The 19,684-nt window shown below is 73.7% G+C and carries 18 protein-coding genes, 1 tRNA gene and 1 pseudogene; 6 read left to right on the top strand and 14 right to left on the bottom strand.

Going from position 1 to position 19,684, the window contains the following annotated elements; translation table 11 throughout:
- Positions 1-21 precede the first annotated feature (21 nt).
- Positions 22-543 carry an SRPBCC family protein gene (locus ACZ3TI_RS18805; RefSeq protein WP_465727401.1) on the bottom strand — a complete coding sequence of 174 codons (522 nt, stop codon included), beginning with the start codon at positions 541-543 and terminating at the stop codon, positions 22-24.
- 376 nt (positions 544-919) lie between these two features.
- Between ACZ3TI_RS18805 and ACZ3TI_RS18810 the strand changes: the two genes are divergently transcribed.
- Complete coding sequence (locus tag ACZ3TI_RS18810; RefSeq protein ID WP_465727403.1) at positions 920-1,876, top strand: PAC2 family protein; 957 nt, start codon at positions 920-922, stop codon at positions 1,874-1,876.
- A 91-nt stretch (positions 1,877-1,967) separates the two neighbouring features.
- Here ACZ3TI_RS18810 and mshC read toward each other — a convergent pair whose 3' ends face one another.
- The 5 genes and pseudogenes from mshC to ACZ3TI_RS18835 form a co-directional block, all read right to left on the bottom strand.
- The gene (gene mshC / locus ACZ3TI_RS18815; RefSeq protein ID WP_465727405.1) at positions 1,968-3,197 is read right to left on the bottom strand and encodes a cysteine--1-D-myo-inosityl 2-amino-2-deoxy-alpha-D-glucopyranoside ligase; all 1,230 of its coding nucleotides are present in this window, start codon (positions 3,195-3,197) and stop codon (positions 1,968-1,970) included.
- 212 nt (positions 3,198-3,409) lie between these two features.
- A pseudogene (locus ACZ3TI_RS18820) lies at positions 3,410-3,877 on the bottom strand (AraC family ligand binding domain-containing protein); the annotation flags it as partial.
- Positions 3,878-3,898: 21 nt separating this feature from the next.
- Positions 3,899-4,696 (bottom strand): SCO1664 family protein, encoded by a 798-nt coding sequence (locus ACZ3TI_RS18825; protein ID WP_465727460.1) that lies wholly within the window; start codon positions 4,694-4,696, stop codon positions 3,899-3,901.
- A 44-nt stretch (positions 4,697-4,740) separates the two neighbouring features.
- Positions 4,741-5,304, bottom strand: coding sequence for a DUF3090 domain-containing protein (locus ACZ3TI_RS18830; protein WP_465727407.1), 564 nt, complete (start codon positions 5,302-5,304; stop codon positions 4,741-4,743).
- Positions 5,305-5,526: 222 nt separating this feature from the next.
- Positions 5,527-6,219, bottom strand: coding sequence for a histidine phosphatase family protein (locus ACZ3TI_RS18835; RefSeq protein ID WP_465727409.1), 693 nt, complete (start codon positions 6,217-6,219; stop codon positions 5,527-5,529).
- 119 nt (positions 6,220-6,338) lie between these two features.
- Between ACZ3TI_RS18835 and ACZ3TI_RS18840 the strand changes: the two genes are divergently transcribed.
- On the top strand, positions 6,339-7,331 hold the full coding sequence (locus tag ACZ3TI_RS18840; protein ID WP_465727411.1) for a magnesium and cobalt transport protein CorA: 993 nt from the start codon (positions 6,339-6,341) through the stop codon (positions 7,329-7,331).
- A 66-nt stretch (positions 7,332-7,397) separates the two neighbouring features.
- Here ACZ3TI_RS18840 and ACZ3TI_RS18845 read toward each other — a convergent pair whose 3' ends face one another.
- A complete protein-coding gene (locus ACZ3TI_RS18845; RefSeq protein WP_465727413.1) occupies positions 7,398-8,444 on the bottom strand; it encodes an LLM class F420-dependent oxidoreductase in 1,047 nt (348 codons plus the stop codon).
- Between the two features lie 250 nt (positions 8,445-8,694).
- Here ACZ3TI_RS18845 and ACZ3TI_RS18850 point away from each other — a divergent pair, with 250 nt between their 5' ends.
- Together ACZ3TI_RS18850 and ACZ3TI_RS18855 are read left to right on the top strand one after the other, a co-directional pair.
- Positions 8,695-9,675: an aldo/keto reductase gene (locus ACZ3TI_RS18850; RefSeq protein WP_465727415.1), complete on the top strand. Its 981-nt coding sequence runs from the start codon at positions 8,695-8,697 to the stop codon at positions 9,673-9,675.
- A 59-nt stretch (positions 9,676-9,734) separates the two neighbouring features.
- Complete coding sequence (locus ACZ3TI_RS18855) at positions 9,735-11,936, top strand: helix-hairpin-helix domain-containing protein (RefSeq protein WP_465727417.1); 2,202 nt, start codon at positions 9,735-9,737, stop codon at positions 11,934-11,936.
- Positions 11,937-12,088: 152 nt separating this feature from the next.
- On the opposite strand, the gene ACZ3TI_RS18860 is transcribed toward ACZ3TI_RS18855, so the two are convergent.
- Positions 12,089-12,694 carry a hypothetical protein gene (locus ACZ3TI_RS18860; protein WP_465727419.1) on the bottom strand — a complete coding sequence of 202 codons (606 nt, stop codon included), beginning with the start codon at positions 12,692-12,694 and terminating at the stop codon, positions 12,089-12,091.
- Between the two features lie 363 nt (positions 12,695-13,057).
- Here ACZ3TI_RS18860 and ACZ3TI_RS18865 point away from each other — a divergent pair, with 363 nt between their 5' ends.
- Positions 13,058-13,267 (top strand): DUF5703 family protein, encoded by a 210-nt coding sequence (locus tag ACZ3TI_RS18865; protein ID WP_465727421.1) that lies wholly within the window; start codon positions 13,058-13,060, stop codon positions 13,265-13,267.
- A gap of 186 nt (positions 13,268-13,453) precedes the next feature.
- Here the strand turns inward: ACZ3TI_RS18865 and ACZ3TI_RS18870 are convergent, their stop codons facing one another.
- The 3 genes from ACZ3TI_RS18870 to ACZ3TI_RS18880 form a co-directional block, all read right to left on the bottom strand.
- The gene (locus ACZ3TI_RS18870) at positions 13,454-14,332 is read right to left on the bottom strand and encodes a chaplin (RefSeq protein ID WP_465727423.1); all 879 of its coding nucleotides are present in this window, start codon (positions 14,330-14,332) and stop codon (positions 13,454-13,456) included.
- A gap of 345 nt (positions 14,333-14,677) precedes the next feature.
- A complete protein-coding gene (locus tag ACZ3TI_RS18875; RefSeq protein WP_465727425.1) occupies positions 14,678-14,923 on the bottom strand; it encodes a chaplin in 246 nt (81 codons plus the stop codon).
- Between the two features lie 316 nt (positions 14,924-15,239).
- Positions 15,240-16,571, bottom strand: a complete 1,332-nt coding sequence (locus ACZ3TI_RS18880) for a M20/M25/M40 family metallo-hydrolase (RefSeq protein ID WP_465727427.1) — start codon at positions 16,569-16,571, stop codon at positions 15,240-15,242.
- A gap of 291 nt (positions 16,572-16,862) precedes the next feature.
- Between ACZ3TI_RS18880 and ACZ3TI_RS18885 the strand changes: the two genes are divergently transcribed.
- Positions 16,863-16,950, top strand: a tRNA-Leu gene (locus tag ACZ3TI_RS18885).
- Between the two features lie 192 nt (positions 16,951-17,142).
- Here ACZ3TI_RS18885 and ACZ3TI_RS18890 read toward each other — a convergent pair.
- From ACZ3TI_RS18890 to ACZ3TI_RS18900, 3 genes are all read right to left on the bottom strand, one after another.
- Positions 17,143-18,486, bottom strand: a complete 1,344-nt coding sequence (locus ACZ3TI_RS18890) for a chloride channel protein (protein WP_465727429.1) — start codon at positions 18,484-18,486, stop codon at positions 17,143-17,145.
- A gap of 246 nt (positions 18,487-18,732) precedes the next feature.
- Positions 18,733-19,473: a TetR family transcriptional regulator gene (locus ACZ3TI_RS18895; protein WP_465727431.1), complete on the bottom strand. Its 741-nt coding sequence runs from the start codon at positions 19,471-19,473 to the stop codon at positions 18,733-18,735.
- A 100-nt stretch (positions 19,474-19,573) separates the two neighbouring features.
- Positions 19,574-19,684 (bottom strand): acyl-CoA dehydrogenase family protein (locus ACZ3TI_RS18900; protein ID WP_358751260.1); only part of this gene is annotated, 111 nt, incomplete at its 5' end.

A 19,684-nucleotide genomic window follows, 5' to 3' on the forward strand; every position in this document is an offset into this window, starting at 1 on the left:
CCGGACGGGCCCTGCACGACGTCAGGCGGCCAGCCGGTGGGCCAGGGCGCCCAGGTAGCGGTGGACGGTCGCGTCCTCGCCGACCAGGTAGTGCGAGACCGCCCGGTCCAGCGGCCGGCGGACCTCGCCGCGCTCGGTGACGGTCAGCGAGCAGCCCGCCCCGGCCGGGGTGAGCACGTACGTCCAGGTGCCCCCGTACGGCAGGTCCGGGTCGGCGATGCCGGTGACCAGGCGGTGTGGGGCCTCGCTGGCCACCACCTCGTACGTGGTGTGCCCGTGCCGGTCGTACTCGCGCCAGCGCACCCGGCCGCCGGCCGCGGCGGGCAGCCGCTCGACGTGGGTGAGGCCCGGGCGCCAGGCGGGGTAGAGGTCGATGTCGGTCAGCACGTCCCACACCGCGCCGGGTGGCTGGGCGAGCTCAAGCCCGCCCTCGGAGACGTGCTCCACCGGCAGTCGGCGCCCGGCCCGGTCCGCCGCCAGCAGCACCGCACCGGCGAGCGCGGCCACGCCCGCGCCCGCGCCGATCCACAGCCATCGCTTCATCGGTGTCGGCCCCTTCCGCGCGGCCCCCGCCCGTTCATCATCGCGCCGCCGAGGTCCGTCCTCAAACCCCCGTCCGGCGGTACGCCCGTCGCACCGCGCCACCGCCCGGACGCGGTGCGCGCCCGAACCTCCACCTGACGGCCCGCCACCTCTCGGGGTCGCGATATCCGCTGGATCGGGGCGGCCGGCTCCCCCAGACTGTCCCGGTGCCCCGCCGCGGTGCGCATCAAAGCCCGTAGGCTGGGCAGGTAGGGACCATGGAGCGAGGCGTTCCATGGGAGACGAGAGGTTCGACAGTCGGCAGCCGGCCCGTCGGCGCCCCGGCAAACCAGCCGGGGCGGTGCCGGCCCAGCCGCCGACCGGAGGGAGACGCTGGGTGATCGAGCTGGAAGATGTTCCCGAGTTGATCGACCCGGTGATGGTCTGCGCCTTCGAGGGCTGGAACGACGCGGGCGACGCCGCCTCCGCCGCTCTGGCGCATCTGGACGAGACCTGGGGCGGCAAGGTGTTCGCCGCCCTGGACGCGGAGGACTACTACGACTTCCAGGTCAACCGGCCGACGGTCTGGCTGGACGGCGGCATCCGCCGGATCACCTGGCCGACCACCCGGCTCTCGGTGGTCCGGGTGACCGAGCCGACGACCAGGGACGTCGTCCTGGTCCGCGGCATCGAGCCGAGCATGCGCTGGCGTTCGTTCTGCAACGAGCTGCTGGGCTTCGCGCACGAGCTGGGCATCGAGCTGGTGGTGATCCTGGGCGCGCTGCTCGGCGACACCCCGCACAGCCGCCCGGTACCGGTCAGCGGGGTCACCTCCGACCCGGAGCTGGCCCGCCGGCTGGACCTGGAGGAGAGCCGCTACGAGGGCCCGACCGGCATCGTCGGCGTGCTCCAGGAGGCCTGCACGCACGCCGGGGTCCCGGCCGTGACGCTCTGGGCGGCGGTGCCGCACTACGTCTCGCAGCCGCCGAACCCCAAGGCCACGCTGGCGCTGATCAACAAGCTGGAGGACCTGCTGGACCTGCGCATCCCGCCGGGCGAGCTCGGCGAGGACGCCCGGGCCTGGCAGCTCGGCGTGGACCAGCTGGCCGCCGAGGACAGCGAGGTCGCCGAGTACGTCCAGCAGCTGGAGGAGGCACAGGACACCGCCGAGCTGCCGGAGGCCTCCGGGGACGCCATCGCCCGCGAGTTCGAGCGCTACCTGCGCCGCCGGGAGAACGTCGGGCCGACCGGCGAGAAGCCGGTGTCCGGGCACGCCACGGCGGAGCGGCCGGCCGAGCCGCCGGAGGCGCCGGGCAGCGCCCGGGAGAGCCAGGACGGCGCCGAGGAGGAGTAGGGGCGGGTCCCCACCGCACGAGAACGCCGAAGGGGCGTCAGGACGATCCGGTCCTGACGCCCCTTCGGCGTGTGATGCGGGACTGCCGGCGCTACAGCGCGACGCCGAGCAGGGCGTCCACGGTGCGGGTCACCAGGCCGGGCGCGCCGATGTCGGTGCCGCCCTCGGCTTCCTGCCGCTCCGCCCAGCGGTCGACGGCGGCCAGCGCGGCGGGTGCGTCCAGGTCGTCCGCGAGCGCCGTGCGGACCTCGGCGAGCAGCTGCTCGGCCGACGGGCCGTCCGGGCGGGAGACCGCGGCGCGCCAGCGGGCGAGGCGCTCGACGGCCTCGTCCAGGACGCCCTTGGTCCACTCCCAGTCCGCGCGGTAGTGGTGCGAGAGCAGCGCCAGGCGGATCGCCGCCGGGTCGACGCCGTCGCGGCGCAGCGCGGAGACGAAGACCAGGTTGCCGCGGGACTTGGACATCTTGTGGCCGTCAAGGGCGACCATCCCGGCGTGCACGTACGCCTTGGCGTACGGGTGGGTGCCGGTGGCGACCTGGGCGTGCGCGGCGCCCATCTCGTGGTGCGGGAAGGAGAGGTCGCTGCCGCCGCCCTGGATGTCGAAGGACATGCCGAGGTACTGCAGCGCGATGGCGACGCACTCGATGTGCCAGCCGGGGCGGCCGTGGCCGAGCTCGGTGTCCCAGGCGGGCTCGCCGGGGCGGGCGGCCATCCAGAGCAGGGCGTCCAGCGGGTTGCGCTTGCCGGGGCGGTCCGGGTCGCCGCCGCGCTCGGCGAAGACCGGGCGCATGGCCTCGCGGGTGAGGCCGGAGACCTCGCCGAAGTGCGGGTCGGCGTCGACCGAGAAGTAGATGTCGCCGTCCACCTCGTAGGCGGCGCCGGAGGCGAGCAGCTTCTGGACGATCGGGACGATCCACGGGATCGACTCGACGGCGCCGATGTAGTGGGCCGGCGGGAGCATGCGCAGCGCGGTCATGTCCTCGCGGAACAGGGCCGTCTCGCGCTCGGCCAGGGCGGTCCAGTCCTGGCCGGTCTCGACCGCGCGCTGCAGCAGCGGGTCGTCCACGTCGGTCACGTTCTGGATGTACAGGACGTCGTGGCCGGCGTCCTTCCAGACGCGCTGCACCAGGTCGAACGCGTTGTAGGTGGCGGCGTGGCCCATGTGGGTCGCGTCGTAGGGAGTGATGCCGCAGACGTAGATCCGGGCGGTGCCGTCCTGCGGCACCACCTCTCGGACCGTGCCCGCTGCGGTGTCGTGGATACGGAGCGGGAGCCCCTGACCAGGCAGGGCGGGAACCTCGGAGGCGGGCCAGGCATGCATGGAAACAACTTTAACCTTGCGAACATTTGAAAGCCTAACCAGTGCGCAAGATCGACTGGATTCGGTTCCTTCCATTGCCCGACCGCTTCCCGACTGGTATTGCACGGATTTCCGGTCAATGCGGGGACTTCCGCGGGCACCGGGGCAGGGGTGAGCGCCACGCCCTGGTAGCCGGGCGCCCTGGTCAGGAACTCGGGCTCCATGTCCGCGAAGAGGGCGCCGATCGCGTCGGCCTGCTCGCCGAGCGCGAGGGCCGGACGGGTGGCCAGGGCCCGCAGGGCGGCGAGGTCCTGCGGGTTGCCGAGCAGGAAGTCCTCGTTGAACAGGACGACCCGGCCGGCCAGTTCCTCGGCCTCCGCCCAGTAGTGCACCTGGCCGGGGGTGATCACGCACAACTGCGGTGGCGCCAGCGGTCGGTGGACCAGGTCCAGGACGTGGGCGCCGCGCCCGCCGGTGACGTGGACGATCTCGTGGAACGAGTGCCGGTGGGGGAAGCCCGCCCGGGAGAGCGGGCCGATCGCGTCGAAGCTGCCGACGGCGAAGGGCAGCAGCTGGGGCAGCGGGACCTGCAGACGGTGCAGGGGCAGGTCCGGCGTGCTTCGGGGAGTGGGGGTGGGGGTGGTCCGTCGCGCGTCCATCGGAGCAGTGTGCGACCGATTCCCGGGACAGGTCCAGACCATCAACTCCCCTGCAGCGAGGGGCTACACCGGCGGCCAGGGGATCGCGGGCCAGTCCTCGGAGGGCAGCGGATGGCGTCCGGAGCCGCGCAGTTCGGCCACCCGGAACCGGGTGGCGTCCAGTTCCGCCGTCGTCAGGTGCGGGGCGAGGCGCTCGGCGAGCTCGCCGTCCAACTGCTCGGCCAACCGGGCCAGCACCTCCAGCGCCTCGGCGGGCAGCGGGGCGCCCGCCCAGCCCCAGAGCAGGGTGCGCAGCTTGCCCTCGGTGTTGAAGGTGACGCCGTGGTCGATGCCGTACACCCGGCCGTCGGCGGAGGGGATCAGGTGGCCGCCCTTGCGGTCGGCATTGTTGAGCACCGCGTCCAGGACGGCGAGCCGACGCAGCCGCCGGTCGTCGTGGTGCACCAGCAGCGCGGTCCGCCCGCCCTCCACCTCGGCCCGGACGATCGGCAGCCAGCCCGCCTCCGGACCGCGCGGGTCCTGCAGCGCGAGCAGCGGCTCGGCCTGCGGGTCCGGCTCGACCCACAGCTGCACCATGCCCGGGCCGTGCGGACCGTCGCGCAGCACGGTGGGCGGGATCAGAGCCCAGCCGGTCGCGGCGGACAGCTCGTACGCGGCGACCTCACGGCCGGCCAGCGTGCCGTCCGGGAAGTCCCAGAGCGGGCGCTCGCCGGCCACCGGCTTGTAGACGGCCTGCGCGCTCAGCGAACCGTGCGCGACCGTGCAGTACAGCGCGGCGTTGGAGGCGTCGGTGAGCCGGCCGTGCACGGTCAGCTCGCCCTGGCGCAGCAGCGCGAGGGCGGTGGGCACGTCGGCGGCCAGCGCGGCGGCCGCCGACGGATCGGTCTGCGGCGGGGTCTCGGTGTTCAGCGCCGGTAGCCGTTCGCGCGCGGGCACAGGTGGCCCTCCGGGTCGAGCGGGAGGTTGCAGAACGGGCAGGGCTTGCGGCCGGCCGCCACCAGGTCCAGGGCGCGCTTGGCGAACACCCGGGCCATCGCGCCGGACAGCCGCACCCGCAGCATGTCCGGGCCGGTGTCGTCGTCGGTGAAGACCTCGACGGCGTCCTCGTCCTCCTCCTCGACCAGCGCCTGCGCCTCGACCACCAGGCAGCTGTCCACGCTGTCCCAGGCCAGGGCCATCGTGCCGACCCGGAACTCCTGCTCCAGCGGCAGGTCCAGCGGGGCGGTGTCGAGCAGGTCGTTCGGGGCGGTGGCCGGGATGGAGGCGTCGCCGCCGCTGCGCCGCAGCGCCTCGTCCAGGACCTCCTCGATGCGCTCGGCGAGCGCCTCGACCTGGGTCTTCTCCAGCAGCACGCTGGTGATCCGGCCCCGGGCGCTGGCCTGCAGGTAGAACGCCCTGGCGCCGGGCTGGCCGACGGTGCCGGCCACGAACCGTTCGGGCTGGTCGTAGAAGAAGACCTGACGGGTCACGCTCTCGCTCCGGATCGTGTCGGTCGGCGCGGATCCGCCGTGGGGGATCGCGGGTACTCGGACTCGTTAGTCACCCTACGACCTTCGGGCTCCGGCCGGGGAGCCGAGCCCGACGGCCGCGGGCGGGGTGGCCCTGACGGGCTCGGGCGGTGCCGCTCGCGCGGGTCGGGGCGCTGCGGGCGGGCACCGGGGGTGTTGCTCGCGGTGCGGCTTCGGCGCCGCTCAGGCGGTGCCGCCGACCACCGCGTCGCCGCTCGGGGTGGCCGGTGCCGGACCGGCCTTCGGCGCCAGCGACCCGAGGTCGCCGGTGTCGCCCATTCTCAGCACGAAGGGCCGCTGCGGGGTGTAGCGGATCGCGGTGACCGAGCAGGGCTCGACGCTGATCCGTTGGAAGTGGTCCAGGTGCAGGCCGAGCGCGTCGGCCACCACTGCCTTGATCACGTCCCCGTGCGAGCAGGCGATCCAGACCGCGTCCTCGCCGTGCTCTGCGGCGATCTTGTCGTTCCACTCGCGCACCGCGCTCACCGTGCGGTGGCTCAGCTCGCGCAGCGACTCGCCGCCGGGGAAGGCCGCGGCGGCCGCGTGGTCCTGAACGGTGCGCCAGAGCGGCTCCTTGGCCAGCTCGGCCAGCGGACGGCCGGTCCACTCGCCGTAGTGGCACTCCCCCAGCCGCTCGTCCTCGCCGGGCGGGGCCAGCTCGGGCCGGGCGGCCAGCAGCGGCTCCAGCGTCTGCCGGCAGCGCTCCAGCGGACTGCTGACGGCCTGCGCCAGCGGGATGCCGGCCAGCCGCTCGGCCAGCGCGGCGGCCTGCGCGCGCCCGGTGTCGTCGAGGTCGACGCCGGGGGTCCAACCGGCCAGGATCCCGGCGGTGTTGGCCGTGGAGCGGCCGTGACGGACGAGCAGCAAGGTGGGCATGAGGCTCAGCCTACGGCCTCCGGGCCCGCCCGTGGGGACTGGTTACCGACCGGTTACCCATCGGGGATCTGTGCGCTTTCGGCTGATTTGCTACCCGATCGGCCCGCTCAGGAGCCACAATGGCCCGCGTGATCGTGGACTGCGGAATCTACCGTGACGGCCGGCGGATCGAGGGCCCGGCAGACTACTCCGACGCGCTCGCCTTCGCCAGGAAGGCCGGCGGCGACGCCTTCGTGTGGATCGGCCTGTTCGAGCCGACCACCGAGGAGCTCGACACGGTCAGCGAGGAGTTCGGCCTCCACCCGCTGGCCGTCGAGGACGCCGTGGTCGCGCACCAGCGCCCCAAGGTGGAGACCTACCAGGACTCGCTGTTCATGACGCTCAAGACCATCGACTACCACCACGGCGGCCACGCGGTGACCACCGGCGAGGTGATGCTCTTCCTCGGGGACGGCTACGTGATGACCGTCCGGCACGGCTCGGAGAGCCCGCTCTCCGCGCTGCGGGCGGACCTCGAGCGGCAGCCCGAGATACTCCGGCTCGGACCGGTCGCGGTGCTGCACTCGGTCTGCGACACGGTGGTCGACCGGTACGTCGACGTGGCCTCCGCCCTCGTCTCCGACCTGGACGAGCTGGAGGCGGCCGTGTTCGCCCCCGGCCGCCCCTCGACGAACACCGCGAGCCGGATCTACGGCTTCAAGCGGCAGCTCGTGACCGTCCGGAAGGCCACCGGCCCGCTGCTCGAACCGATGTCGCGCCTGGTCCGCGGCCAGGTGCCCTTCGTCCGCCCCGAGTCCCTGCCCTACCTGCGGGACGTCGCCGACCACCTGGCCCGGGTGAACGACCAGGTGGAGGGCATGGACCGGCTGCTGTCCGACATCCTCAGCGCCAACCTGGCGCAGGTCAGCGTGCAGCAGAACAACGACATGCGGAAGATCTCCGCCTGGGCGGCGCTGGCCGCGGTGCCGACGATGATCGCGGGCATCTACGGCATGAACTTCGACCACATGCCCGAGCTGCGCCAGGCCTGGGGCTACCCGGCGGTGATCGTGCTGATGGTCGTGGTCTGCCTGGCGCTGCACCGGGTGTTCAAGCGGCACGACTGGCTGTAGCACCCGTCCTCCAACCCCGTCCGCGGGGTTGGAGGAGGGTCCATGTCGCCCGGTCCCCCTGCGGCGCTACGCGAGCCCGGCACGCTCCAGCGCCTCGACGCCGGTGCGCAGCGCGTGGATCCGCTCGTCCAGGGTGAACCCGGACGGGGCCAGGGTGAGCGTGGTGACGCCCGCCTCGGCGTACGCCTGCATCCGGTCGGCGATCCGGGCGGTGTCGCCGATCAGCGAGGTGGCGTCGATCAGGTCGTGCGGGACGGCGGCCGCGGCGCCCGCGTAGTCCTTGGCGAGGTACCGCTCCTGGATCTCGTCGGCGGCCTGCTCGTAACCCATCCGCCGGGTCAGCTGGTTGTAGAAGTTCTTCTCCTTGCTGCCCATGCCGCCGATGTAGAGCGCGGCGTACGAGCGCAGGGCGTCGACCCCGGCCTCGATGTCCTCGCCGACCGCGAGGTTGACGGTCGGGCAGAGGTCGAAGCCCTCCAGCGTCCTCCCGGCCTTGGCGCGGCCGGCCGCCAGCGGGTCGAGGGACATCGCGGCGTGCTCGGGCGAGAAGAAGATGCCCAGCCAGCCGTCGGCGATCTCGCCGGTCAGCTCCAGGTTCTTCGGGCCGATCGCGGCGATGTACAGCGGGATCTGCTCGCGCACCGGGTGCACGGTGAGCTTGATCGGCTTGCCCGGGCCGCCGGGCAGCGGCAGCGTCCAGTGCGCGCCCTCGTGGACCAGCCGCTCGCGGGACATCGCCTTGCGGATGATCTCCACGTACTCGCGGGTGCGGGCCAGCGGCTTGTCGAACTTCACGCCGTACCAGCCCTCGGACACCTGCGGGCCGGAGACCCCGAGGCCCAGGCGGAACCGGCCGCCGGAGAGCGTGTCCAGGGTCGCCGCGGTCATCGCGGTCATCGCCGGGGTGCGGGCCGGGATCTGGAAGATGGCCGAGCCGACGTCGATCCGCTCGGTCTTCGCGGCGACGTAGCTGAGCACGGTCGCGGCGTCCGAGCCGTACGCCTCCGCCGCCCAGCAGACCGCGTAGCCGAGCCGGTCCGCCTCCTGGGCCACGGCGATGTTGTCGGCGTCCATGCCGAGTCCCCAGTAGCCGAGGTTGATCCCGAGTCGCATCTGCCGCACCTTCCAGTGGGTTTGGGTCGGGCCGAGGGTAACCGCGCCCGCGCCCGACATGCTACTGACGGGTAGTGGTGGGCTGGGTCACAGCGTCGCCGCTTCCCCTCCGGTGATCGTTCTGCGGGTCTTCGCACCTGTCCGCGCACCGGCCGCTACGCTCAGCCGACGTGGGGAGCGCTCTTCTCACCTGCGCGTTCACAGGGCTGCCGGGGCACCCGGGGCCACCGGCCAGTGGAGGGCCCGTCCGATGGAACAGCGTCACCTCGGCCGCACCGGGCTGCAGGTCTCCCGACTCGGCCTCGGCACCATGACCTGGGGCCGCGACACCGACGAACACGAGGCCGCCGAGCAGCTCAAGGAGTTCGTCGACGCCGGCGGCAACCTGGTCGACACCGCCGACGTGTACGCCGACGGCGGCGCCGAGTACCTGCTCTCCCGGCTCACCGACAACCTGATCCCCCGCTCCGAACTCGTCATCGCCACCAAGGCCGGCAGCGTCCCCGAGTCCGCCCGCCGCTTCGACGGCTCGCGCGGCCATCTGCTCGCCGCCCTCGACGCCTCGCTGCGCCGGCTCGGCACCGACTACGTCGACCTGTGGCAGGTGCACTCCTTCGACCCGGCGACCCCGGTCGAGGAGACGCTCAGCGCCCTCGACATCGCCGTCTCCTCCGGGCGCGCCCGCTACGTCGGGGTCTGCGACTTCAGCGGCTGGCAGCTCGCCAAGGCCGCCACCTGGCAGGGCGCCCACCACGGGCGGGTACCGCTCGCCGGGGCGCAGCTGGAGTACTCGCTGCTGCAGCGCGGGATCGAGCGGGAGGCACTGCCCGCCGCGCTGGACGCCGGGATCGGCGTGCTGGCCGGCTCCCCGCTCGGCCGCGGGGTGCTCACCGGCAAGTACCGGCACGGCGTCCCGCAGGACTCCCGCGGCGCCTCGCCGTACCTGGCCGGGTTCGTCCAGCCGTACCTCGGGGACCGTTCGCGGCGGATCGTGGACGCCCTCGCCACCGCCGCCGACGGGCTCGCCAGCAGCCCGCTGGCGGTCGCGCTGGCCTGGGTCCGGGACCGTCCCGGGGTGGCGAGCGCGCTGGTCGGGGCGCGGACGGTGGCGCAGCTGCAGGCGGCGTTGTCGGTGGAGGCGCTTACGCTTCCGGGTGAGATCCGCGGCGCGCTGGACGACATCTCGTCGCCCTTGCACCGCTACCCGGACCAGGGGTGGACCGAGCTGTGAGGCCCGGGCCGGATCGTCGAGCGGAACGTGCAGTGGAGTGACCTTTGGAGCGGACGACGATGAGTGACACGGGGAACGGCGCTCCGGAGGAGACCGGCGGGGCTCAGCTGACTCCGGCGGAGAAGGCCGCGGCGATGGCGGAGCTGGCGGAGCGGATCCGCGGCATCGAACGGCAGGGGGCCGGGGACGCGGGGCCGCGGGTTTCGCGGCCCCGGGCCTCGGAGCCGGAGGCTTCCTCGACCTCCGCCGCTTCCGCGCCGCCGCAGCGGACGGTGGAGCCGGCCGCCCCGGCGGCTCCGGCCGCTCCGGTGGCGGCCCCGGTGGTCACCCCGGCCGCGTCGGCGCCCGACGAGCCGCGCGGCAATGCCCTCCAGGCGGCCACCGCGGTGCTGACCGCGGGCGGTGCCCCCGCCGAACTGGCGCCGGCAGCGGTGGCCGAGCTCGGTGACGACGCCGCCGAGCGGCTGCGCCAGGACCCGTGGGCGGTGCTGGGCCTGCCCGGCGTCCGCCCGGAGCACGCGGACCGCTTCGCCCGCGAGCTGCTCGGCCCCGAGGCCGGGCCGGGCGACCCGCGCCGCGCCCAGGCGCTGGTGCTGTGGCTGCTGGAGCAGGCGGCGCTGCGCGGGCACTCGGCGCTGGACCTCGCCGAGGTGGCCGCCGGGCTCGAGCGGCTCCGGATGCCGGACCCGGCGGCAGCCGTCCAGGCCGCCGTCGAGGACGGGCGGGTGCTGCCCTTCCAGGAGGAGCTGACCGGGCCCGAGGCGCACGCGGCGGGCGACGAGGACGACGAGCCGCCGACCAGGACGCTGCTCGCGCTGGAGCGGCTCGCGATGGCGGAGGACACCCTCGCCGAGGCGCTGATCCAGCTGATGGCGACCTTCGTTCCGGGCGAGGACGTCGAGGCGGCGGACGCCGGCTCGGAAGACGCCGGCTCGGAGGACGGCGGCTCGGAAGACGCCGGCTCGGAGGACGGCGACGAGGCGGACGGCGACGAGGCGGAGGGCGGTGAGGAGGACGCCGCCGGTGCGGAGGCCTCCCCCGCCGCTCCCGCCGCCCCCGGTCCGGCCGCCTGGGAGGCCGCCGCCGAAGCCGCGGCGTCCTCCTCCGCGACCGCCCTGATCCGCGCCGTCGCCGACAGCCCCCTGGTGCTGCACACCGGCGGCGAGGCGGCCCGCGCCGAACCGGTGGCACTGATCGCCGCCGCCCGGGGCCTCGGGCTGCGGGCTTGGGCCGCCACCTGGACCGACCAGGGCCGGGACTCCTTCGCCGGACTCGCCGGGGCCGGCACCGGCTCCGAGACCGACATCCCCGTGGTGACCCTCGCCGACCTGCTCTCCGGTGCCGCCGGCCCCGGCCGCACCCCGGACGGCATGCTCGCCCTGGACCTGCTGGTCGTCCTGGACGCCCCGCTGCTGGATGTCGAACTGGCCGCGACCGTCCTGGAGTCGCTCGCCGACGGCACCCGGCTGGTGCTCAGCGGCGACCCGGGCCAGCTCTGGTCGGCCGGCCCCGGCCGCTTCTTCGCCGACCTGCTGGCCGCCAAGGTCTGTCCGGCGGTCGCCTCCCGCACCCCGGACTTCGGCCCGATCGGCGAGCTGGTCTCCGGTGTCGGCATCGGCGAGCTCCAGCCGGTCGAGGCGCCGGACAAGGAGGTGGTCCTCCTGACCGCCAAGGACTCCGGCGAGGCCGTCCACCGGGCGATCCAGCTGCTCACCGACTCCATCCCGCGCGCCCTCGGCATCCCCGCCGAGCAGGTGGTGCTGCTCACCCCGGGCCACGGCGGTGCGGCCGGCACCCGGGAGCTGAACGCCGCCGCCAAGGCGCGGCTCAACCCCGGCCCCGGCCGGTTCGGCGGCTTCGACCCGGGCGACCGGGTGGTCGACTCCCCCGCACCCGGCGTCATCCGCCCGGCCCGGGTGTTGGACGGCGACGCCACCGGTCTGCACCTGGAGTACGCGGACGGCTCCCGCCGGACCGTCCCGCCCGCCGAGGCCGCCCGGCTGCGGCACGGCTGGGCGCTGACGGTCCACCAGGCGCTGGGCCGCCGCTGGCCGGGCGCGGTGGTCGTGCTCCCGGAGGACGCCGCCCCGGCGCTCACCCGGCAGTGGGTCTACACCGCCTTCGGCCGGGGCGAGCGGCACCTGTCCGTGGTGCACGCGGCGGGCCCGGCGCTCGCCCAGGCCGTCGCCGAGCGCCCGGCGCAGCCGCGCACCACCCGGCTGCGGGCGGTCCTCGCCGAGAACGCCGCCTCGGTGGACTGAGACGCGACGGGACCGGCACGCCGGGACTCGGTGGACCGGGACCCGGTGAACCGACGCGCGGATGATCCGCGTTGCCGACACGTCACGCCGCAGACGCGCGACGGGCGGGCCCCCTGGTCATGGGGCCCGCCCGTCGTCCGTCCCGGACGGGGTCAGTCGTCCGGGTCCTCGTCGTCGTAGACCTCGCTCACGTCGAACCGGCAGATCAGCAGCTGCGGGTCGGCATGCTCGAAGGGCTCCGGCAGCCACTCCCCCGGCTCGGTCGGCTCGGACGCCGCGACCCAGAGCGTCGAGTCCGCCTCCTCCAGGCCGAACTCCTCGCTGCGGGCGGAGATCTCGTCCGGCTCGTACTCGCCGAACAGCACGCCGATCGCGGCGTTCACCCCGCTCGCGCCGGCGCCTCCCGGGGTCAGCGAATCGTCCAGCCGCTCGGCCTGGGCGCGCAACCGCTCGGGGTCGACGACGTGGTAGTCGCGGCGGATCAACACGCTGATCGCCTCGGGCTGTTCGGGGCCGTGGTACCCGCCGGGCCCCTCGTCCCCGGGGATCTCGAAAGGGGTGACCTCGTCGTAGGCCTCGTACAGGAGTTGGTCGTAGGCGATGGCCGCCGTCGCGAGCTGCTCGTAGGCAGCGGACACGTCGGGATCATCGGCTGCGTTGGGGCTTGACACCGCTTCCAGATGACGGTCGATGGCGGCCTTGACCGCCTCAGCGGCGGCGCGTACCTCGGCAATGGTGGGCTGCGCGGCATCAGACATGGTGCAGACGCTATCTCCCCTCGGTGTCGGTACGCACAGCGGTTGTCACCTACACCCGCGATTTCACCGCAACTTCCCCCCTGATGTCCGATATGCACAGGTACATCCCCCTGCGATACCGGCGCGGGACCGGCGCAGAGGGCGTGCGGCAGGCTCGGCGAGGCCGTCCGGGCACCGCTTCGCGCGCCGGGATCGGGGTATCCCCTCCACAGCAGCAACAGAACTGATGCACTGTCAGGCGATCGCCCGGGTCGCGAGCCCTCGGGCGCCCGCTTCCGCGCGGGAGGACGGCCGGAAATACCCGGGCCGACTGTCCGGGGCAGGCCGTAGGCTTGCTCGTACGTGATCCCCAGGAGGAGCGTTTTGACCCCACGCAAGCCGGTCCGGCAGCCGGAGTACGAGTACCAGTCGCTGCGCATGCCGCGCGGCACCTCACGCAACGCGGCGCGCCAACTACTCACCGAGCACGCCGAGTACGGACACTGGGAGCTCGACCGGCTGAGGCTGTTCCCCGACGGCAGCCGGACGGTCCGGCTCAAGCGGAGGATCATCCGCCAGGTCCGGAGCTGGTGACGGGCGGATCGCTCCCCGCCGAGCGGGAACCGGCACGAAGCCTTCACGCGCCCGCGGCCGCCCGTTCATCCGGCGACCGCGGGTGCGTCGTTTCCACTGCGGGTGCGCGCAGCCACGGGTGAGGCTCCCGGGGTTCCGCAACCCACCCGGCCGACCGTCCGCCCGGCCGGCCGGCCGCCTAGCCGGTCAGCGAGCCCCGGCGCGGGCGCGGCGGTAGAGCACGCCGCCGCCGAGCAGCAGCGCCAGACCGGCCGCACCGAGCAGCTCGACGCCGCCGGCGCCGGTGGAGGCCAGCTGGCTGCCCGCCGGGGTCTCGGCGGCCGGGGCCTGCGTACGGGCGGCGGCCGGGACGACCTGGGCGCTCGGGCCGCCGTTGGCGGTCGGCGCGGCGGGCGTCGTGGTGGCCGGGCCGCCGTTGCGCGGGTTGCCAGGGGGGGTGGTCTCACCGCCGGTCTGCGGCGGGGTGGGGTGGCTGTCCTCGGGGCAGTCGTCGCTCGGCTTCGGCTTCGGCTTCGAGGCGGGCGCGGGGTGCGCCACGTTGGCGCAGTCGTTGCCGAAGGCCGGGTTGGCGACGCCGACCACGTCGACGGAGTTGCCGCAGGCGTTGACCGGGATGTGCACGGGGGCCTGGATGCTGTTGCCGGAGGCGACGCCGGGCGAGCCCGCGGTGGTGCCGGAGGCGGAGGAGCCCGAGACGCCGGTGCCCCGGCTCCCGCCCGTGCCCGAGCCTGCGGTGCCGGAGCCTGCGGTGCCCGAGCCTGCGGTGCCGGAGCCTGCGGTGCCGCCGGCCTGCCCGCCTTGCGGTGCCGCGTGGTGATCACCGCTGATGTTGGCGCAGCGGTTGCCGAACGACGGGTTCAGCGCACCGATCACGTCGACCGTGTTGCCGCAGGCGCTGATCGGCACCTCGACCGGCACCTGCACCGAGTTGCCCGAGGCGACGCCCGGCGACCCGACGGCACCCCCCTGCGCCTCGGCGCCCGCGTAGGCGTAGCCGGCGGTCGAGGCCAGCACACCGCCGGCGGCCACGGCCGTGAGGAGCCCCTTCTTGGCTACATTCCTCAATGTTTTCCCCTGACGTTCTCGAGACGAGGTTTTCGACGTTGACATGAACCTTGTGAAAGTCGGAATTTTCGTATATCCGTAAATCACGCCAGGTCTTCGACTGCACAGGAGTTAACGACAGGCGAACGGGGAGGTTGAGCCGAACGCTGCAGCTTCACCCGATCGAGCGATCGTGTCGCCGAGCGTGTATCCGACGCGCATCCGAGGCCGCCGCACACGCGCAGCAACACCGCAGCGCACGCGCGGCACCGCCGCCGCGCACGCGAAGGCCCCCGGTGCGGCGCGTCCGCCGCCCGGGGGCCGGATCGAGTCCTCTCAACGGGCCTCAGCGGCCCGGAGGCCGACTCAGAAGTTGGCGCAGTGGTTGCCGAACGCCGGGTTCAGCACGCCGATCACGCTGACGGTGTTGCCGCAGACGTTCACCGGGATGTGCACCGGGATCTGGACCTGGTTGCCGGAGACGACGCCCGGGGAACCGGCGGCCACACCCTCGGCACCGGCGCCGCCGTGAGCGGACGCGACACCCGCGGCGGCGAGCACCAGGCCACCCGTGGCAGCGGTGACGGCGGCGATCTTCTTGACCTTCATCATTCCTCCTGTATGGACAACGCAACCCGTTCGGCGGGCTGCACAGGGATGAACGACGCTGCGGCAAACGGGGTACGGAACAGATTTCTCATTCACCCGCAACGGTGAGGTCTCGCACAAATAGTCGGCGTGAATTTCCAGGCGGAATCGTTTCTGTCGATCCCCCTGAACCCGTCCCACAATCATCAGCTCCGACAATGCGGTCGGCCGGCCCCCGGCACCCCGGGAGCGGGCCGACCCAGTCGCCTGATCAGCGCGCGCGACGCCGCGGGCGCGACGCCGCGCGCGCGACGCCGCGCGCGCGACGCAGCGGGCGCGATCAGCAGGCGTCGATGAACCGGTCGAGCACCCGGACACCGAACTTCAGACCGTCCACCGGCACCCGCTCGTCCACGCCGTGGAACATCCCGGCGAAGTCCAGCTCCGGCGGCAGCTGCAGCGGCGCGAACCCGAAGCAGCGGATCCCCAGGTCCTGGAAGGACTTGGCGTCCGTCCCGCCCGACAGGCAGTACGGCACCGCGCGGGCGATCGGGTCCTCGGCCCGCAGCGCGGTCTGCATCGCCTCGACCAGCGCCCCGTCGAAGCCGGTCTCGATCGCCTTGTCCGAGTGCAGGCTCTCGCGCTTCACGCGCGGGCCGAGCACGCTGTCCAGCTCGGCCAGGAACTCCTCCTCGTAGCCGGGCAGGAAGCGACCGTCCACGTGCGCGGTGGCCTGACCGGGGATCACGTTCACCTTGTACCCGGCGCCGAGCATGGTCGGCTGGGCGGTGTTGCGCAGCGTGGTGCCGATCATCTTGGCGATGCCGCCCAGGACGCGCAGCGTCTCGTCCATGTTCTCCGGGTCCAGCTCGACCCCGAGCGCGTCGGACAGCTCGTCCAGGAAGGCCCGGACGGTCTTGGTGATCCGCAGCGGGAACTGGTGCCGGCCGAGCCGGGCGACCGCCTCGCACAGCTCGGTGATCGCGTTGTCGTCGTTCTCCATCGAGCCGTGCCCGGCCCGGCCCTCGACCGTCAGGCGCATCCAGTGCATGCCCTTCTCGGCCGTCTCCACCAGGTAGAGGCGGACCTGGTCGTTGACCGTGAAGGAGAAGCCGCCGACCTCGCCGATCGCCTCGGTCACGCCCTCGAACAGCCCCGGGTGCTTGTCCACCAGGTAGCGCGCGCCGAAGGTGCCGCCGGCCTCCTCGTCGGCGAGGAAGGCCAACACGATGTCGCGCGGGGGCTTGCGCCCGGTGCGCAGCCGGTCGCGGATGACCGCCAGGGTCATCGCGTCCATGTCCTTCATGTCGACCGCGCCGCGGCCCCAGACGCAGCCGTCGGCGATCTCGCCGCCGAACGGGTCGTACGTCCAGTCCGCGGCGTTGGCCGGCACCACGTCGGTGTGGCCGTGGATCAGCAGGCCGGGGCGGGAGCGGTCCTCGCCCTCGATCCGGACCACCGTCGAGGCCCGGCCCTTGGCCGACTCGAAGATCTGCGGCTCGATCCCGAACTCGGCGAGCTGCTCGGCCACGTACTCCGCCGCCTTGCGCTCGCCCGGGCCGGAGCCGTCGCCGTAGTTGCTGGTGTCGATCCGGATCAGATCGCGACAGATCCCGGCGACCTCCGACTCAGCCGTCACCTTCGGCGCCGTCGACTCGCTCCGCTCGCTCACGGTCACTCCTCGTCTCTGGCCCGCACCGACGCACCAGCGCGCCACCCCCAGGACCTGCACCCGGGCCGTACGAGCACGTCCGTCCATCCTCCCCCAGCCCCCGAGCCGGATCCACCCCCCGCACGTCCTCGAAACCCCCTGGTCACGCCCCCGCCACACGCCGCCCCTTGTTCCCGCCACCCGCCCCGCACCCCGCTCGGGGACCGTTTTGGGACCCCAAGCCGATCTTTGCTACAGTTACATCTGTCAGCGCGACGGACGAGAGATCGGAAGCCGCGAGGACGACACCTAGTCCGGGTGGCGGAATGGCAGACGCGCTAGCTTGAGGTGCTAGTGCCCTTTATCGGGCGTGGGGGTTCAAGTCCCCCCTCGGACACCAGCGGGAACCCCAGATTCGTCTGGGGTTCTTTTGGTTTTCCCGGGCGGCTTCCGAGCGGCTCCGGCTTCGAAGGGCCCCTCGGCGAGCGCGCGATGGCGGCCGTCGTCCGCGGCTTCGATCCGGGCGAACCGGCCCAACTGCGCCACCTCTGCCTGCGGCTGGTGGAGCACCAGCAGCAGATCGAGCGCTACCTCACGGCGTCGCCCGAACAGTCGACCCCCGTGCGGGCCGGCCGCGGAGTGCCTCGCCGGTGACGAACGCCGTCACCGTCGCGACGATCAGCAGTGGCATCGCGTTCGTCGCCTGGCCGCCGAGGAGGGCGGCGGCGAGGACGGTGCTGGTGACCGGAAGGCGGGTGACGGCGGCGGCGGAGGCCGCCAGCCCGACGGCCAGGGCGGGGGCTGTGCCGAAGCCGGGCAGCGGCGCGCAGGCCATGCCGAGGGCGGTGCCGAGCAGGAGCGCCGGGAAGATCGGACCGCCACGCAGACTGCCGAGCGCGATCGACCAGCCGAGCCCCTTGCACAGGACGAGGGCCAACAGGGCGCCGATCGACCAGGCGGCCGGGTTAGCGGCGAGCTCGCTCAGGGTGGCCTGGCCGGAGAGCGCGGCCTCCTCCGGGGAGCGGTCGGTGAGCAGCGCGTACACGGCGATGCAGCCGCCGACCGCGACCGCGCACAGCACCGTCCGGACGGCGGTCCGCCGGGCGCTGTCGTTCGTCGTGTAGGCCTTGACCCGCCGTCCGATCGTCTGCCCGGCCACGCAGCCCAGGGCGATCGCGGCGGCGAGCGGGATGCCCCAGAGGAAGTCGCCCGGGTCGGGGATGCCGCTCTTGGGCTCGCTCGCCAGTGAGAGCGCGCCGGTCGCCAGGCCGGTCCAGTGCCCGAAGCCGGTGAAGACCAGTGCGCCGATCCCGCTGGCCAGCAGGCTGGGCAGGATCAGTGCGACCAGCTGCGGGCCGCCGAGCCCGGCTGCCTCGATCAGCATCACGCCGGCCACCAGCGGGCTGCCGAAGATGGTGGAGATCGCCGCCGCCGCGCCCGCCGTACCCAACACGGCGACCAGCTGTGGGTGTTCGGTGCGTTTCGCGGAGCGGACGGCGAGCAGGGCGAGGCCGCCGCCGAGTGCCATCAGCGGTGCCTCGGGGCCCAGCACCACGCCGAGCGGCAGGCAGGCGAGCGCGGCCAGCACCACGCCGGGGACCGCGCGGGGAGGGGTGGGCCGGCCGCCGAGCCCGTCCACCGGGATGTGCCCGCCGCGCCCGGGCAGCCGGGTGACGATCGGAGCGAGCAGTAAGCCGGCCAGCAGCAGCGCGGGCAGCGGCCACCACCAGGGGGCGCGGCCGTAGCCGGCGGTCTGCGGCAGGCTCTCCCAGATCCAGTGCTGGAGCTGGTGCTCCAGGCTGACGAAGCCGAAGGCGGCCAGCGAGACCGGGATGCCGACCAGCCCCGAGACCAGCAGCAGGGCGAGGTAGCCCTTGTGGAGCAGCACCTCGCGCAGCGTCGGACCGCCGTCCTGCTGTTGGGGCGTCCCCGGCATCGCCGCTCCTTCGCGCTCCCGGGCGCCCGCTGCCCCGGCGGCCCGTCCTGCGACCGAGTCTCGCCCGGGGCCGGGAGCCCCGCACGGCGCGCGGGCCGTCAACCGGGCCCCGCCCGGGCGCAGTTGCGCTGTACGGGTGAGCGGGAGCGCGGACCTGCCGGGTCGGACCCGCCGAGTCGGACGTGCCCGGTCACACCTGACGGGTCACACCTGACGGGTCACACCTGCCCGGTCACACCCGGCGGGTCACACCTGGCGGGTCTCGCCGCCCAGCGCGCTCTCGATGCCCTGGACCATCCGCCACAGCGGCGCCCGACGGCTGGCGACCAGGACCACCACCTCGTCGGACTCGCCCTCGGCGGCGGTCTCGGCGGGCCGGTCGCTCCAGGTGCCGGTGACGAAGGCCATCGCCGCGTCCACCTCGGCCACCCAGTCGCTCTCCCCGCCCGAGCGCAGCCAGGTGCGCAGGGCGTGGTTGTGTGCGGCGACGACGGCCGCGGCGATCACGTCGGCGCGCAGCGGGCCGTCCGGGCGGTCGGCGAAGCGGGCGCGCAGGTACGCGGCGAGGGTGTGCTCGTAGCGCCAGACCACCGACAGCTCGTACGCCCGCAGTCCGGGCACCTTGCGGGTGAGCCGGTAGCGCTGGACGGAGAAGGAGGGCTGCTCGGCGTACATCCGCAGGACCAGGCGGGCGGCGTCGCAGGCGTGCTTGACCGGGTCCTCCTCGCCGCTGCCGGAGTCCAGGAACTCCGTCATCTCGGCGAGGCTGCGCTCGTGGTCGGGGAAGACCACGTCCTCCTTCGCCGGGAAGTAGCGGAAGAAGGAGCGCCGGCCGACGCCGGCCAGCGAGACGATGTCGTCGATGGTGGTCTGCTCGAAGCCGCGCTCCAGGAAGAGCTCGAAGGCCGCGGCGACCAGCGCCTCGCGCATCGCGGGCTTGGCGGGCCCGTCGTTCATGGGCAGGTCCTGCTCTTCCTTCTCACTCATTCTCCGCAACCTAACATCGGCGCACCGCCTGGGCGCCGACGGCCGAGCCGGGCTCCGGTCCGGCCGTCGGTGCAGGTCAGGCGGTGTCTCGTGGGCGGTGTTACGGGAGGTTGCGAGCCATCACGATGCGCTGGACCTGGTTGGTGCCCTCGTAGATCTGCGTGATCTTCGCGTCGCGCATCATCCGCTCCACCGGGTAGTCACGGGTGTA

It is taken from the genome of Kitasatospora sp. NPDC023120, from assembly GCF_055560835.1.